The 15583-nt window shown below is 31.9% G+C and carries 17 protein-coding genes and 2 pseudogenes; all 19 read left to right on the forward strand.

Features of this window, described 5'->3' with window-relative positions:
- Positions 1-467 precede the first annotated feature (467 nt).
- Positions 468-1196 carry a 5-oxoprolinase subunit PxpB gene (gene pxpB, locus KA858_RS05030; RefSeq protein WP_210135165.1) on the forward strand — a complete coding sequence of 243 codons (729 nt, stop codon included), beginning with the start codon at positions 468-470 and terminating at the stop codon, positions 1194-1196.
- The gene (locus KA858_RS05035) at positions 1186-2187 is read left to right on the forward strand and encodes a 5-oxoprolinase subunit C family protein (RefSeq protein WP_210135166.1); all 1002 of its coding nucleotides are present in this window, start codon (positions 1186-1188) and stop codon (positions 2185-2187) included. Before pxpB ends, KA858_RS05035 begins: the two co-directional genes overlap by 11 nt.
- 7 nt (positions 2188-2194) lie before the next feature.
- Positions 2195-2315, forward strand: a pseudogene (locus KA858_RS13085) (acetyl-CoA carboxylase biotin carboxyl carrier protein subunit); the annotation flags it as partial.
- 98 nt (positions 2316-2413) lie between these two features.
- A pseudogene (locus KA858_RS13090) lies at positions 2414-2644 on the forward strand (acetyl-CoA carboxylase biotin carboxyl carrier protein); the annotation flags it as partial.
- Positions 2645-2658: 14 nt separating this feature from the next.
- Positions 2659-4020, forward strand: a complete 1362-nt coding sequence (locus tag KA858_RS05045) for an acetyl-CoA carboxylase biotin carboxylase subunit (protein ID WP_210135167.1) — start codon at positions 2659-2661, stop codon at positions 4018-4020.
- Complete coding sequence (gene pxpA, locus KA858_RS05050) at positions 4020-4772, forward strand: 5-oxoprolinase subunit PxpA (RefSeq protein ID WP_210135168.1); 753 nt, start codon at positions 4020-4022, stop codon at positions 4770-4772. The genes KA858_RS05045 and pxpA overlap by 1 nt, the downstream gene beginning before the upstream one ends.
- Positions 4773-4784: 12 nt before the next feature.
- Positions 4785-6041, forward strand: a complete 1257-nt coding sequence (locus tag KA858_RS05055; RefSeq protein WP_053029544.1) for an NRAMP family divalent metal transporter — start codon at positions 4785-4787, stop codon at positions 6039-6041.
- A gap of 363 nt (positions 6042-6404) precedes the next feature.
- Positions 6405-7091, forward strand: coding sequence for a 5'-methylthioadenosine/S-adenosylhomocysteine nucleosidase (gene mtnN / locus KA858_RS05060; RefSeq protein WP_053029543.1), 687 nt, complete (start codon positions 6405-6407; stop codon positions 7089-7091).
- A 23-nt stretch (positions 7092-7114) separates the two neighbouring features.
- A complete protein-coding gene (locus KA858_RS05065) occupies positions 7115-7642 on the forward strand; it encodes a YqeG family HAD IIIA-type phosphatase (RefSeq protein ID WP_210135169.1) in 528 nt (175 codons plus the stop codon).
- Positions 7643-8743: a ribosome biogenesis GTPase YqeH gene (gene yqeH, locus KA858_RS05070; protein ID WP_210135170.1), complete on the forward strand. Its 1101-nt coding sequence runs from the start codon at positions 7643-7645 to the stop codon at positions 8741-8743.
- A gap of 12 nt (positions 8744-8755) precedes the next feature.
- Complete coding sequence (gene aroE / locus KA858_RS05075; protein ID WP_210135171.1) at positions 8756-9562, forward strand: shikimate dehydrogenase; 807 nt, start codon at positions 8756-8758, stop codon at positions 9560-9562.
- A gap of 1 nt (position 9563) precedes the next feature.
- Positions 9564-9854 (forward strand): ribosome assembly RNA-binding protein YhbY, encoded by a 291-nt coding sequence (gene yhbY / locus KA858_RS05080; protein WP_210135172.1) that lies wholly within the window; start codon positions 9564-9566, stop codon positions 9852-9854.
- Positions 9855-10433 (forward strand): nicotinate-nucleotide adenylyltransferase, encoded by a 579-nt coding sequence (locus KA858_RS05085; protein WP_210135173.1) that lies wholly within the window; start codon positions 9855-9857, stop codon positions 10431-10433.
- Positions 10423-11007, forward strand: coding sequence for a bis(5'-nucleosyl)-tetraphosphatase (symmetrical) YqeK (gene yqeK, locus KA858_RS05090; protein WP_011275620.1), 585 nt, complete (start codon positions 10423-10425; stop codon positions 11005-11007). Before KA858_RS05085 ends, yqeK begins: the two co-directional genes overlap by 11 nt.
- Positions 11008-11361, forward strand: coding sequence for a ribosome silencing factor (gene rsfS / locus KA858_RS05095; RefSeq protein ID WP_053029538.1), 354 nt, complete (start codon positions 11008-11010; stop codon positions 11359-11361). It begins immediately after the preceding gene.
- Positions 11362-12087: a class I SAM-dependent DNA methyltransferase gene (locus tag KA858_RS05100; protein ID WP_210135174.1), complete on the forward strand. Its 726-nt coding sequence runs from the start codon at positions 11362-11364 to the stop codon at positions 12085-12087.
- Positions 12088-12135: 48 nt separating this feature from the next.
- Positions 12136-12840, forward strand: a complete 705-nt coding sequence (locus KA858_RS05105; RefSeq protein ID WP_210135175.1) for a helix-hairpin-helix domain-containing protein — start codon at positions 12136-12138, stop codon at positions 12838-12840.
- 70 nt (positions 12841-12910) lie between these two features.
- Entirely contained in the window at positions 12911-13369 is a 459-nt protein-coding gene (locus KA858_RS05110) for a ComE operon protein 2 (RefSeq protein WP_053029535.1), read from the forward strand.
- 117 nt (positions 13370-13486) lie between these two features.
- Complete coding sequence (locus KA858_RS05115) at positions 13487-15559, forward strand: DNA internalization-related competence protein ComEC/Rec2 (RefSeq protein WP_245342034.1); 2073 nt, start codon at positions 13487-13489, stop codon at positions 15557-15559.
- Positions 15560-15583: the final 24 nt, after the last annotated feature.

The raw sequence follows: 15583 nt of genomic DNA on the forward strand, positions 1-15583 counted from the left end.
ACCGATGTTTGCGTAGAACCGTTTTTAATGTCAAATGCTGTATCATTTTTGGTTAAGATCAACTTATTTTTAACAACTAAATAGTTTATCCGACCGCGCTTGCTATATTGGTTACATTTTTAACTATTTAAGCTATAAGTATCCTTAAAGTAACGAATATCAATTTATATTTTATCAAATTAATTTGAAAATCTGAACTTTTTCATGACAAATTTTGTTTTATATGCTTAAATAACATTGTGAATACAATTGAATGAATTGTTAAGTATACATAAAAGTAAGCGATTACATCATGCCTTACTTTTTTTATTATTCACAATTTGAAATACTTATTAAACAACTAAGATATGAAAATGTTATAATTTTTTTATACATAATAGTAAAATTTGAAAGTTGATACTTTTGTTAAATCAATACTTTTAGAAATACAATATAATCAAATGAAAGTATAAAAGGGAGGCAATAGGTTGGAAGTTAAAGTTATAAATGAGCAATCGCTATTGCTATATTTCAAAGAAGAGATTAGCGAAGATAATTATCAAGAAGTTAATCTAACTACTCAATATATTCTGTCTAAAAACATACCAGACATTAAGGATGTAATCCCGTCTTATCGAGCAATTATGATAAATTTTAATAATGATTTAATTGATTACAAGCAATTAATTGAAAAATTAGAATTAGATAATCTTAAACTTTCAAAAGTTGATTCAACTTCAAATAAGAATATTATATATATTCCTGTACTATATAATACTGAGATGGGCCCGGATTTAGAAGAGGTAGCAAATCATAATCATTTATCTGTAGAGGAAGTGATCCAAATTCATACAGAAAATGAATATCTTGTTTATATGCTTGGTTTTATGCCAGGTTTCCCATTCTTAGGTGGGTTAGATGAACGTATTCATACACCTAGAAGAGTTGAACCACGAGTTAAGATAAATGCCGGTTCTGTAGGAATCGCTAATAATCAAACGGGATTATATCCATCAGATTCACCGGGTGGTTGGCAAATTATTGGTAGAACACCATTAAAAGTGTTCGATCAATATGCTGAACCTATGACATTGTACGAAGCTGGTGATTATATTAAATTTTATGCAATTGACGAGCAAACGTATAACCAAATTAAAAAAGAAATTAACGACGGTCAATTTAATAAAGAAAAGTGGGTGACGTGTAATGGGCATTAAAATTATCAAACCAGGACTGTTCACCACGGTACAAGACAAAGGACGTTTTGGATTTCAACATTTAGGTTTTTCAGGCTCTGGTGCTATGGATCAATTTAGTTATGACTTAGGACGACAATTGATTGCTAACGATGGTCCAAGTTTGGAATTTACAATTATCGGACCAACAATACAATTCACTCAAAATAACACGTTTGTATTGACAGGCGGCCAGTTCAATGCAAAATTAAACAACGCCAAAATAACAAATAACAGTGTTGTCTTGGCAAATAAAGGCGATATCCTTGAATTAGGACCTGTAATACGTGGTGCACGTGGCTATATTTTCTTTGGTCATTCACTTGATATTGAAAAAGTTGCAGATAGCTATTCAACGCATACTAGAAGTGGCGTGGGTGGTTTTTACGGAAGTGCATTGAAAAAAGATGATCATATTCAAGTCGTGCAAAATAGCAATTATAAAGTAAATCTTGGAAAATCAATTGATTATGATGCAGTTGAACAAGACAACATTATCCACATTATAGAAGGTCCGCAAGTTGATGCCTTTTCTGAAGAAAAACGAAAAAATTTAGTTGAATCTGAATATAAAATATCTGATCAATCTGATCGTATGGGATATAGACTTATAGGCAATCAAATTCCACCTGAAAATGGTGCGGATATCATTTCTGAACCAGTAGGGTTAGGTAGTATTCAAGTACCTAACGATGGGAATCCAATCATTCTATTAAATGACAAACAAACAGTCGGTGGTTATACAAAGATAGCTACAGTAAGTCAATTGGACCTTAAGAAACTAGCACAATTCAAGCCAGGAGATATGATACAGTTCAAATGGACTTCTGTAGATGAAGCAAATGAGATGTTACAGTCGTTTAATCAAAAGTTCAGTGACAAATTGAACTCTGTGACAAATGCACCAATATTTAATATGCATTCAATGCGACCAACATCACAAAAATTAGCAAAATTAATTGAAGAGGAGTAATAACGAGATGAATATTAAAAAAATTGAGGAAGTTATTAATTTAGTTAAATCAAATGGCGTAAAACGCTTTAAATTTAAAGATAATAAAAGTGAACTAGAATTAGACTTCACAGAGGGCGCTCAAGTAATCAGTGAATCTGCTAATCAAAGTGTAGCAAGTACAAGTGCTGTGAATAATGATAATCAACAACAAGTCGAATCTAGTTCAAATGAAGATGCTTCTAAAGAAATAGCTTCACCAATGGTTGGTACATTCTTTTTACAAGATAGTAAAGAATTAACTGATCCTCAAATTAAAGTTGGTGATAAAGTTAAATCTGGAGATATCATCGGTTATGTTGAAGCAATGAAAGTTATGAATGAAATTACAAGCGATGTAGATGGAGAAGTCGTTGAAATAGTAGCAGATCATGGTACAAATGTTGAATATGATCAAGTACTAGTTAAACTTAAATAAAGGGGGACAGCTAAATGTACCGTTGTTTAGTAGCAAATAGAGGAGAAATTGCAGTCCGTATTATTAGAGCCTGTCGTGAAATGGGCATAGAGACTGTTGCGATATATGCTAAAGGAGATGAGCAAAGTTTACATGTTAGCTTAGCTGATCAAGCAATTTGTATTGGAGAAGCCAATCCTTTAGATAGTTATTTAAATATTGAACGTATCATTGGCGCAGCTGAAATAACAGGTGCGAATGCGATCCATCCCGGGTACGGATTTTTATCAGAAAGTACAACTTTTGCTGAAAAGGTAGAAGAAAATGATATTCATTTCATTGGTCCAAGTAAAAAAACAATGGAGCTGATGGGTGATAAAATAACTGCGCGTCAAACAGTAGACGCTGCAGGAGTACCTGTCATTCCTGGATCAACAGGTGCTATCAATTCAGTGGAAGAAATTAAACAACTTGCTGATGAAATTGGTTACCCTGTCGTTTTAAAAGCAGCTAGTGGCGGTGGCGGTAAAGGTATTCGTATCGTTAAAGAACCTGAACAACTTGAAAAATCATTAAAAGAAGCAAAAAGCGAAGGGCAGAAGTACTTTAATGATGACAGAGTATATGTCGAAGCTTTTATACCTGTAGCCAAACACGTGGAAGTTCAAATCATTGGTGATGGAAAAGGTAACTATGTACATTTAGGAGAACGAGATTGCTCTGTACAACGCAAAAATCAAAAGTTAATTGAAGAGTCTCCTTGTGCAGCATTAACAGAGGAAAGACGAAAACAAATTTGTGCAGATGCAGTTGCCGTTGCCAAAGCTTCAAATTATCGAAGTGCAGGTACAATAGAATTTTTAGTTACAAAAGATGCACATTACTTTATAGAAATGAATGCACGTATACAAGTGGAACATACTGTCACAGAAATGCGTGCTGATAGAGACTTATTACAAGCGCAACTGTATTTAATGCAACATGGTAAACTTCCATTCGGTCAAGATGACATCGTATTCAATGGTCACGTAATCGAAGCGCGTATCAATGCTGAAAATCCAGAGAAGAAATTCCAACCTACGCCTGGAAAAGTAAAAAAATTACATTTACCTCAAGGGTTCAATATTCGTGTTGATTCTTTACTATATCCAGGATACCAAGTATCACCATATTATGACTCACTTGTCGCAAAGGTTATAGTTAAAGATACGGATCGACAAACTGCGATTAACAAATTGAAAGTAGCGCTTGATGAAATGGTAATTGAAGGCTTTACAACAACTGCTGACTTTTTATACGCAGTTTTAAATTACCCATTATATGCTGATGATGATGCTAGTGAAGTAGATATTAAATTCCTTGAAAAACATCAAATTATTGAAGGAGTGGAGCTATAATGCGCATAGACTTGAATTGTGACTTAGGCGAAGCATTTGGAAATTATTCATTTGGCGGTGACAATCAAATCATTCCATTAATCACTTCAGCTAATATTGCTTGTGGCTTCCATGCAGGTGATGAAAATGTGATGTATGACACCATTAAACTCGCTAAAGACAATGGTGTAGGAATAGGTGCGCATCCAGGATTACCAGATTTAAAGGGATTTGGTCGCCGAAATATGGATATTTCACCTAAAGAAATTTATAATTTAGTTATCTATCAACTAGGTGCTTTAGATGGTTTCTGTAAAGTACATCAAACGCACATTAATCATGTGAAACCACATGGCGCACTGTATAACATGGGGGCTAAAGATCAAAATATTGCGCGTGCTATTGCACAAGCAGTTTATGATTTTGATGCTTCACTTGTCTTAGTAGGATTGTCAAATACATTACTAATTACTGAGGCCGAAGCTTTAGGTTTACGCACTGCATCTGAAGTGTTTGCTGATAGACGATATGAAGATAATGGTCAACTCGTTAGTCGTAAAGAGGCAGATGCAGTCATCACTAACACTGAAGAAGCGTTAGATCAAGTTTTAAAAATGGTGATTGAAAACAAAGTGGTTAGCAAAAACGGAAAAGAAATCAATCTAAAAGCGGATACGATTTGTGTGCATGGTGATGGTGCTCATGCTTTAGAATTTGTATCACAAATTAGAGAAAAATTAACGAAAGAAGGCATTGATATTCAATCCTTATAAGGGGGACCAATTATGGGAGAAAACTTTAACCAAAATCCAAATCAAGAAATAAATCCGAATGAAAAGGAATTTAAATTCACGAAGAATCACAGACGATTATTATATGGTTCTGTATTCCTAATGGCAACTTCTGCTATTGGCCCAGCATTCCTTACTCAAACAGCTGTATTCACAGCTGAATTTTATGCTAGTTTTGCATTTGCAATATTAATTTCAATTATCATTGATATAGGCGCACAAATTAATATTTGGCGTGTCCTTGTAGTTACTGGTTTACGTGGACAAGAAGTGTCAAATAAGGTGATGCCTGGTTTAGGAACATTAATTTCAATATTAATTGCATTTGGGGGTCTTGCATTTAATATAGGTAATATTGCTGGTGCAGGCTTAGGTTTAAACGCTATGTTTGGATTAGATATCAAATGGGGTGCTGCAATTACAGCTATTTTCTCTATTTTAATTTTTGTTAGTAGAAGTGGTCAAAAGATCATGGACGTTGTTTCAATGATTTTAGGGGTTGTAATGATACTTGTAGTTGCATATGTTATGGTAGTTTCAAACCCGCCATATGGTGATGCATTAGTACACACATTCGCGCCAGAACAGCCGGTTAAATTAATTTTACCTATTATTACATTAGTCGGAGGTACTGTAGGCGGTTATATTACTTTCGCAGGTGCGCATAGACTTTTAGATTCTGGTATGAAAGGTAAAGAGTTCTTACCATTTGTAAACCGCTCTGCAATTGCAGGTATATTAACAACAGGTATTATGAGAACTTTATTATTCTTAGCAGTATTAGGTGTAGTTGTAACTGGTGTAACATTAAGTGCCGATAATCCACCTGCTTCAGTATTTGAACATGCAATTGGACCAATTGGTAAGAATATTTTCGGTGTTGTTATCTTTGCGGCTGCCATGTCTTCTGTTATTGGCTCAGCATACACAAGTGCTACATTCTTAAGAACATTACATAAATCTTTATTAACTAAAAATAATCTAATTGTAATCGTCTTTATCGTAATTTCTACATTAATTTTCCTATTTATTGGTAAACCTATTAGTTTACTTATTATTGCTGGTGCAATTAATGGTTGGATTTTACCTATCACACTTGGAGCGATACTTATTGCAAGTCGTAAAAAAGATATTGTTGGAGATTATAAACATCCAACATGGATGCTAATCTTTGGTGTTGTAGCAGTCATTGTAACTATTGTAACAGGTATCTTCTCATTACAAGATTTAGCTGCACTTTGGAAAGGATAAATAGCTATTTCACGGTATAAGACATATAGCATTAGATTTGCTTAAAATTCTGGGTTATAGATTAATACTTTTATAAAAATATCTGATTAAATTCACTATGAAATATTGAGCTAAAAAGTTAGTGGTAGTACGCTTTTCTCAATTTAATTTACACATAGGAAGGGTGAGATTTTGAATTCAAATTGAATTCCATCTCACTCTTTTTTTGTAGAATTTATTCTCTTTTTCACTAGTAAAATTTATAAAAAGAGATGAATGTGTAACGAATTTATTATTTTAAATACGGAGTGATGAAACATTGTCGTGATGAATGAAATTATATGATAAAATAGCAATTGCTAAGATAAAGACTGAGGTGTAAATATGATAGGAATTATAGGAGCTATGGAAGAAGAAGTAGCTATTTTAAAAGATAAATTAACAGAGATGAATGAAATTTCTGTTGCACATGTTAAATTTTATAGAGGGAAATTAAATACAACAGAAGTTGTTTTAACGCAAAGTGGGATTGGTAAAGTGAATGCCGCTATTTCAACAACATTATTAATTGAGAAATTTAATCCTAGACTCATTATCAATACTGGATCGGCCGGTGCGCTAGATGAAAGCTTATCTGTAGGAGATATGTTGATTAGTAATGATGTACAATATCATGATGTTGATGCAACTGCATTTGGTTACGAATTTGGACAAGTACCTCAAATGCCTTCTAAATTTGAGTCAAATCACGAACTATTAAACTTAGCTGAACAAGTTATTAAACAACAAAATTATACTGCTAAAATAGGCCAAATTGTGAGTGGTGATAGTTTTATTGGAAGTGTTGAGCAACGTTTAACGATTAAACGACAATTTCCTAATGCTATGGCTGTTGAAATGGAGGCAACCGCAATTGCACAAACATGCTATCAATTCCATGTTCCATTTATCGTGACACGTGCAGTATCCGATTTAGCGAATGGTAAAGCAGATATATCTTTCGAGGAATTCCTCGGTAAAGCTGCTAAATCATCAAGTTCAATAGTTGAAGCACTAATTAAAGTTTTATAAATATTAATAAAGGTGATAAATAAATGGAATTAATAAAGAAATATTTTATGCCAAATGATTACGTTAAGTCTGTATTTCAAATCGATATTGAAAAATTAGCTAATGCTGGTTTTAAAGGTATTATTACAGACTTAGATAATACATTAGTTGGGTGGGATGTAAAATCGCCAACTATAGAAATACAACAATGGTTTAAAAAAGCAAATGAATTAGGTATTACAATAACTATTGTATCTAATAATAATGAAGATAGAGTTTCAAGCTTTTCAAAAGACTTAAATGTAGATTTCATTTTTAGAGCAAGAAAACCTATGGGCAAAGCATTTAAAAAAGCCATCAAACAAATGAATATCAAACCTGAGGAAACCATCGTAATTGGAGACCAAATGTTAACGGATGTTTTTGGTGGTAATCGTAATGGCTTATATACAATTATGGTTGTGCCTGTGAAACGTACAGATGGATTTATTACTAAATTCAACCGTATTATTGAGCGTCGATTATTAAATTACTTTAAAAATAAAGGCTATATCACATGGGAGGAAAATTGATTGGATGACACATTAAAATGTATTGGATGCGGTGCACCACTTCAATCAGAAGATAAAAGTGCACCTGGATTTGTTCCAGAACATAACCTTTTTAGAGAGGACGTTATTTGTCAACGTTGTTTCAGATTGAAAAATTATAACGAAATTCAAGATGTCGGCATGGATAGTGAAGATTTTTTAAATTTACTCAATGAATTATCTGACCGACAAGGAATAATTGTGAATGTTGTTGACATTTTCGATTTTGAAGGTTCATTTATCAATGCCTTAAAACGAATTGTAGGCAATAAAAAAATAATATTAGCCGCTAATAAATTAGATCTTTTACCTAAGCAAATTAATAAACGTCGTGTAAAAGAGTGGCTCAAAAAAACTGCTAGAAAATATGGCTTAGAAGCTGACGACGTTATACTTATTTCTGCACAAAAAGGTTGGGGAATCGAAGATTTATTAACATCGATAGATAAGCATAGACATAATCAAGATGTGTATATTGTCGGTACTACGAATGTAGGTAAATCAACACTTATAAATAAATTGATTGAACAAAGTGTGGGCGAAAAAGATGTTGTAACCACTTCTAGATTTCCAGGAACTACATTAGATTTAATCGATATACCTTTAGATGAAAAAACATTCATGTACGATACGCCGGGTATTATTCAGTCTCATCAAATGACACACTATGTATCTGAGAAAGAATTGAAAATAATCATGCCTAAAAATGAAATAAAACAAAGAGTTTTTCAGCTTAATGAAGGACAAACGTTATTCTTTGGTGGACTGTCTAGAATTGATTATGTTTCGGGTGGAAAAAGACCACTCGTTTGTTATTTTTCAAATGATTTGAATATACATCGAACTAAAACGGAAAAGGCAAATGATTTATGGCGTAATCAAATTGGTAATGTTTTGACACCACCAAATAATCCTGACCACTTCGATATGAGTGATACAAAAGCTGTACGTCTTGAAACTGGTAAGGAAAAGAAAGACATAATGATATCAGGTCTAGGATTTATAACGATTGAAGCAGGTGCAAAAGTCATTGTACGTGTCCCTAAAAATGTTGATGTAATCCTAAGAAATTCAATAATGTAAGGTGGGTTATTTATGAAGTATGCAGTAATAGGTGATCCCGTATCGCATTCATTATCTCCAGTCATGCATCAAGTTAATTTTGAATCATTAAATATGGAAGACACATACGAAGCGTTGCATATTCCCACACAAGACTTCCATGATATTAGACAAATTATTGAAGATAACCATATTAATGGATTCAATGTTACGATTCCGCATAAGGAAAGAATAATTCCTTATCTGGATGAGATTGATGACCAAGCAAAAGCTGTTGGAGCCGTTAATACTGTGAAAATTATTAACAATAAATGGATAGGTTATAATACAGATGGTATTGGTTATGTGATGGGCTTGAAACAAGTTTATCCCGATTTAGAAAATGCTTATGTTTTAATCCTTGGTGCTGGTGGTGCTAGTAAGGGAATTGCAAATGAACTCAGTAAAATTGTACAATCCAAATTAACAATCGCTAACAGAACAATGAGTAGATTTGAGACGTGGGATATGGATATTAATGCAATTTCATTAGAACAAGCAGAACAATATTTAGATGAATTTGATATTATAATTAATACGACATCTGCTGGATTAAATAATAACGAGGATATTGTTATTAGCTTAGATAATTTATCATCAAGTACACTCGTTAGTGATATTATTTATATTCCATATAAGACTAAATTTTTAAAAGAAGCAGAACTCAAAGGCAATACGGTTTATAATGGCTTGGATATGTTCATAAACCAAGGCGCTGAAAGTTTTAAAATTTGGACCGGCAAACAGCCTAATATACTAGAAATGAAATATGCAGTACTAAACAAATTAAAAGGAGTTTAATATGTTAACTGGAAAACAAAAAAGATATTTAAGAAGTTTAGCTCACAATATAGATCCTATTTTTCAAATTGGTAAAGCAGGTATTAATGACAATATGATTGCTCAGATTGATGATACACTTGAAAATCGCGAGTTAATTAAAATACATGTGTTACAAAATAACTTTGATGATAAAAATGAATTAGCGTCAACATTAAGTGATGCAACTAATAGTGAAGTTGTTCAAGTGATTGGTTCGATGATTGTCATCTATAGAGAATCAGTTGATAATAAAGAAATCGCATTACCATAAATGATGAATACAAAATCAATAGTGCTTTATGGTGGTCAATTCAACCCAATTCACACTGCACATTTATTAGTTGCAAATGAAGTCTATCATCAACTTAAACCTGACAAATTTTATTTTTTACCAAGTTATATGGCACCTTTGAAAACGCATGATGACTATTTAGATGCTAAATATCGAATCAAAATGATACAACTTGCTATTCAAGAATTAGGTTTTGGTGAAATATGTGAAATTGAACTTGAGAGAAAAGGTCAAAGTTACACTTATGAAACGCTAAAAGATATCGTTAATAATGAGAAAGATGCGGATATCTATTTCATTATTGGAACAGATCAGTATAAACAATTAGATAAATGGTATAAAATTGAAAAGTTAAAACAACTAATTACGTTTGTAATTGTGAACAGAGATGTTAATTATCAAGAGGTCGACGAATCAATGATATCTGTTAATATACCGCGAATGGATATTAGTTCATCATTGATTCGAAATCGTGTAAAAAATAAACAACCAATAAATATCTTGGTTCCTCGTAGTATTCACGACTATATAAGAGAGGAAGGATTCTATGAAAATTGATAAAGCGATTGAACTCGTTAAAGATAAACTACCGGAAAAGCGTTTTAAGCACTCATTGAGAGTAGCTGAAACCGCAGTAAAACTTGCAGAAATTTATGATGGTGATAAAGATAAAGCTAACTTAGCGGGTGTATTGCATGATTATTGCAAGTATGATGACCTAAGCACAATGTACCAAATTGTGAGACAACACGATTTAGATAGTGAACTATTAAGTTATGGTGGAGAAATCTTACACGGACCAGTCTGTGCTGCTATCATGCAATCAGAATTTGGTATTGAAGACGAGGAAGTGCTTCTTGCAATCAAGAATCACACAACTGGTCGAAAAGAAATGACTAAAACTGAAAAACTTGTGTTTATTGCTGATTATATCGAGCCTGGAAGAAAAACCCCAGGAGTTGAAGAAATTAGAGATATGGCATACAATCAAGGTAGCTTAGATAAAACAATTTATGAAATTTCTAAGCGAACAGTACTGTTCCTAATTAGTAAGGATATAACCGTTTATGGCACAACGATTTCATGTTTAAACTATTATAATTATAGTGATCAAAGGATAAAGGATGATTAAATGAATTCAGAAGAATTATTAAATATTGCTGTCGATGCGACAGAAAATAAAAAAGCAGAAGATATTGTTTCTCTTAATATGAAAGGTATCAGTGACATGACAGATTATTTCGTTGTTTGTCACGGTAATAATGAGCGTCAAGTTCAATCAATTGCTAGAGCAGTTAAAGAGGCAGCACATGAACAAGCTATTGATGTAAAACGTATGGAAGGGTATCAAAGTGCTAGATGGGTTTTAATTGATTTAGCAGATGTTGTGGTCCACATCTTCCATAAAGATGAACGCAATTATTATAATATTGAGAAGCTATATCAAGATGCGCCAATAGAATCATATGGGCAGGTTGCATATTAGATGGCTCAATATGGTGAAATGAGCTTAGTTTATGATCAACTTACGCAAGATCAACCTTATGACAAGTGGTTTGAAATCGTGAACCATTATACGCAAGATCTCAGTCATAAGCCGAAAATTCTTGATATTGGTTGTGGAACTGGCAGTTTAACTGCTCAGCTAAGTACTATTGGTTCGGTTACAGGAATGGATTTAAGCTCAGAGATGCTCTCCATTGCTGCTAATAAATCTAATCAAGTAACATGGTTAGAAGGCGATATGACCGATTTTTCATTCAATACTAAATTTGATGTAATAACAATATTTTGTGATTCACTGAATTATTTATCTGATATCGAAGATGTAAATGAAACATTTATCAATGTTTTTAATCATTTATCAGAAAATGGTGTTTTTATATTTGATGTCCATACTATTCAAAAGATGAATACGTTGTTTCATAATCAATGTTACATTGATGAGAATGAGTCAATCTTTTTAGCATGGGAAGCTATTGTCGGTGATGAACCTTATAGTGTGTATCACGATATGAGTTTCTTTGTTAAAAATAATGATGATACTTATCAGCGATTTGATGAATCGCACTATCAAAGAACCTTTGAAAAAGATACTTACATTAGTTTATTAAAGACAATTGGATTTAAAGCATTCGATACATTCATCGACTTTAATCGCAATAATCACGATGAAAACGGCGATCGTTTATTTATCGTAGCTTATAAATAAAGTAAACTCATCTCCTTAAACGTTTATATATATAAGGAGATGAGTTTTTTGTTTAAAGATAAAATAGAATTATTAGCATTTATTAAGCAATGGAAATTTCAACTGATTATCACTTTGACCATCATAATAGCTATCGCATGTACACTAATGTTTCTTAAACCTGTTAAAGAAACAAGCAATGACATGCCAATCGTTTCATCGCAAAACAATTTAAAAGAAAAAAATAATACACATCAATCATCTAGACATATTAATGATGCAACTAAGAAAGATGAGTTGAATACTGGTATTGATGAAAATAAAACGGTAATTGTAGATATCAAAGGCGCTGTTGAGCACCCTGATGTATATAAAATGAAAGGGTCAGATAGAATTAAAGATGTATTGAAAAAAGCTAAATTACAAAAAGATGCTGATTTGACACAAGTCAATTTATCTGAAAAATTAACAGATCAAAAATTGATTTACATACCATCTACCAGCGAAATGAAAAATACTATAACGCATAGTGATGGTAATAATAAGCGTAGTAATACAAAACCTTTAAATTCATTAACTACTGACAAAATAAATTTGAATACTGCGAGTGAAACTGATTTGCTAAAAATCCCAGGCGTAGGACCGACAAAAGTCAAAGAAATTTTAGATTACAGGTCAAAGAATAACCAGTTCCATTCAATAGAAGATTTAAAAAATATCAAGGGCATCGGTGACAAAACTTTCGAAAAGATTAAAGATTATATTACAATCTAACTTTGTTGATTGGCTTAAATATAAAGATAATCTATAATAATGATAATAAATTTGAATCGGAGTGAATTTAATGGAAAGATTAAAATGGGACGAATATTTCATGGCGCAAAGCCATTTACTAGCTCTAAGATCAACTTGCCAAAGATTGTCAGTAGGAGCAACTATAGTAAAAGACAATAGAATTATAGCAGGGGGATATAATGGATCTGTTGCTGGTGAGGTGCATTGTATTGATGAAGGATGTTTAATTGAAGATGGCCATTGTATCAGAACCATACATGCCGAAATGAATGCTTTATTACAATGTGCTAAGCAGGGTGTATCAACAGATGGTGCTACTATCTATGTCACTCACTTTCCATGTCTTAATTGCACAAAATCTATTATACAAGCAGGAATTAAACAAATATATTATGCTGAAGATTATCATAATCACGAATATGCGCTGCAATTATTAAACCAAGCTGGTATTGAATACAAAAAAATACCTTTTTCAGCTCGAAATGTGGCTCAATATTTAACTAACTAATATATGATTTATTTTGCATTGTCCTTTCTCATAGGTATTCTATGGATACATTTAAAATTAATGTCGTGTTTGATTGTTATTTTATTAGTTATCATTTCAACGCAAAGAAGATTTAAAATGCATCATATATTAATAATGATTATTTGTGTATTTTGTGGTGTGAGTTTTGAACATTTTCACTATGAAAACAGTATAAGTAAAGATGATTTCTTCAAGAAAAACTCTAACATATTTACCAAAGTCGAATTTGGATCTAATATCGATCGTCAAGGAAAGCAATTAAAAGGTAAATTTACTATCAAAGATCAATCGTACGTCTTTCACTTAAATACCAATCAATTAAGTGAAAAAGACATTGAAAATAAATCATGTGTTATTAAAGGTAAAATAGTTAATGTTTTAAATCACACCCCCTATGTTTCTGTTAACAAAGTAGTCACGAATACGTGCCAAATCACTAAAAATTCAAATGTATTTGAAAAGCATTCGTCGTATATTACTCAAAAATTGGCTCACTCAAGCCTATCGCATCCTGAATATATTACTGCTTTAATTAGTGGTGATATCCATGGCATTAGTACTCAATTTATTGATAAGGTCAAGGACATAGGCATTTATCATTTATTAGCAGTGAGTGGATCGCATATTGCTACTATTTCTTATCTTATATATCAACCTCTAGTTAGACTTAATATACCCAAAGTGATTATTAACGGTTTAATTATCATATTTCTAATTATATTCGCATATTATACCGATTTTGCACCAAGTGCATTGAGAGCAATTTTAGCTACGATAACCGTCATTCTCATTTCAAATAAGTTTAAAATGTCGACCATTGATATTTTAGGTCTAATCTTTATCATTATGATTTTAATAACACCTGACTATTTGTATGATATAGGCTTTCAATTTTCATTTATTATTTCATTTTTTATTCTAGTTTCCTTTCCACTTATAAGACAGTTATCTTTTTTTAATAATATTATTATCCTAACTTTAATAGCTCAGCTTTCTTCTTCAATCATCTCAATTTTTCATTTTAACCAATTACAATGGATAGGCTTATTTTCTAATATACTATTTGTTCCTTTATATAGTTTTATTATTTTCCCATTAGCAATACTATTATTTTTTACTTATCATTTTGTTAATGATATACCTTTATTTAGTGCAATATTCAATAAAATATATATCTTACATGATTATCTCTTAGAATTATTTTTGAAATTTAAATTTTATCAAGTTTTTATTGCACCTAAATCATCTTTTGAATATGTGCTTTTTGTAGTATTGATAATACTAATATTCATCTTTTTATGCCATAAAAAAATAAAATCACTCGTATTACTATGTATCTTGTTTATATCTTTATGTGTTTTTAATATCCAACCTAACACAAGTACAATTACTTTTTTTAATGTTGGGCAAGGGGATAGTTTAATATTTCAAACAAGCACGAAAGAAACTGTTATGGTTGATACTGGTGGTAAGGAAATTAGAGACGGTACGATAGATAATCATAATATAGCCAAATATCATATTTTGCCTACATTAAAACGTAAAAGGATTACTTCAATTGATCATTTAATTATTACGCATCCACATGCAGACCATATTGGCGAGCTACCTTACATCACTCAACACATAAGAATCAAAAAGTTATATATTCATGTATATAGCTATTCAGAAGTAGAACTAACAAGACTCATACATTTGTGTAAAAATAACAATATCCAATTAGTAGATGCTAAAGAAATAGACTCTATCCCATTTAATAACGGTAAAATTTCATTTCTTCATGGGGATATTCCCTCAAGTAATGATAAAAATGAGCATAGCATTATCTTACTTATTGAATATCAAAACTACAAAATGATTTTATTGGGTGACGCGACGAAAAATAATGAAGCTAAATTGATGAAATTATATCAACTTCCTACCGTGGATATATTGAAAGTAGGACATCACGGAAGTAAAACAAGTAGTTCGGAAGTATTTATAAAGTCTATAAAACCGACTATTAGTATTATTTCAAGTGGTAAAAACAATAAATATCATTTGCCAAGTAAAGAAACGTTGCAGACGTTAACGTCGGTAAACAGTAAAATTTTGAACACTCAAGACGTTGGAGAAATAACGATAGATTTAGATCACAATATGAATATTACATCTAATCAAATTGATTGAACTGGTGACGCTTTACCCAAGCAT

This window comes from Staphylococcus sp. GDX8P80P, assembly GCF_017893095.1.
GTDB lineage: Bacteria > Bacillota > Bacilli > Staphylococcales > Staphylococcaceae > Staphylococcus > Staphylococcus borealis.

Coding starts and splice junctions, on each gene's coding strand:
- yhbY (WP_210135172.1), top strand. CDS start 9,564: ATGTTAACTGGAAAACAAAAAAGATATTTAAGAAGTTTAGCTCACAAT.
- KA858_RS05085 (WP_210135173.1), top strand. CDS start 9,855: ATGATGAATACAAAATCAATAGTGCTTTATGGTGGTCAATTCAACCCA.
- rsfS (WP_053029538.1), top strand. CDS start 11,008: ATGAATTCAGAAGAATTATTAAATATTGCTGTCGATGCGACAGAAAAT.
- KA858_RS05115 (WP_245342034.1), top strand. CDS start 13,487: ATGCATCATATATTAATAATGATTATTTGTGTATTTTGTGGTGTGAGT.
- KA858_RS05045 (WP_210135167.1), top strand. CDS start 2,659: ATGTACCGTTGTTTAGTAGCAAATAGAGGAGAAATTGCAGTCCGTATT.
- KA858_RS05035 (WP_210135166.1), top strand. CDS start 1,186: ATGGGCATTAAAATTATCAAACCAGGACTGTTCACCACGGTACAAGAC.
- KA858_RS05100 (WP_210135174.1), top strand. CDS start 11,362: ATGGCTCAATATGGTGAAATGAGCTTAGTTTATGATCAACTTACGCAA.
- KA858_RS05055 (WP_053029544.1), top strand. CDS start 4,785: ATGGGAGAAAACTTTAACCAAAATCCAAATCAAGAAATAAATCCGAAT.
- aroE (WP_210135171.1), top strand. CDS start 8,756: ATGAAGTATGCAGTAATAGGTGATCCCGTATCGCATTCATTATCTCCA.
- yqeK (WP_011275620.1), top strand. CDS start 10,423: ATGAAAATTGATAAAGCGATTGAACTCGTTAAAGATAAACTACCGGAA.
- mtnN (WP_053029543.1), top strand. CDS start 6,405: ATGATAGGAATTATAGGAGCTATGGAAGAAGAAGTAGCTATTTTAAAA.
- KA858_RS05065 (WP_210135169.1), top strand. CDS start 7,115: ATGGAATTAATAAAGAAATATTTTATGCCAAATGATTACGTTAAGTCT.
- pxpA (WP_210135168.1), top strand. CDS start 4,020: ATGCGCATAGACTTGAATTGTGACTTAGGCGAAGCATTTGGAAATTAT.
- KA858_RS05110 (WP_053029535.1), top strand. CDS start 12,911: ATGGAAAGATTAAAATGGGACGAATATTTCATGGCGCAAAGCCATTTA.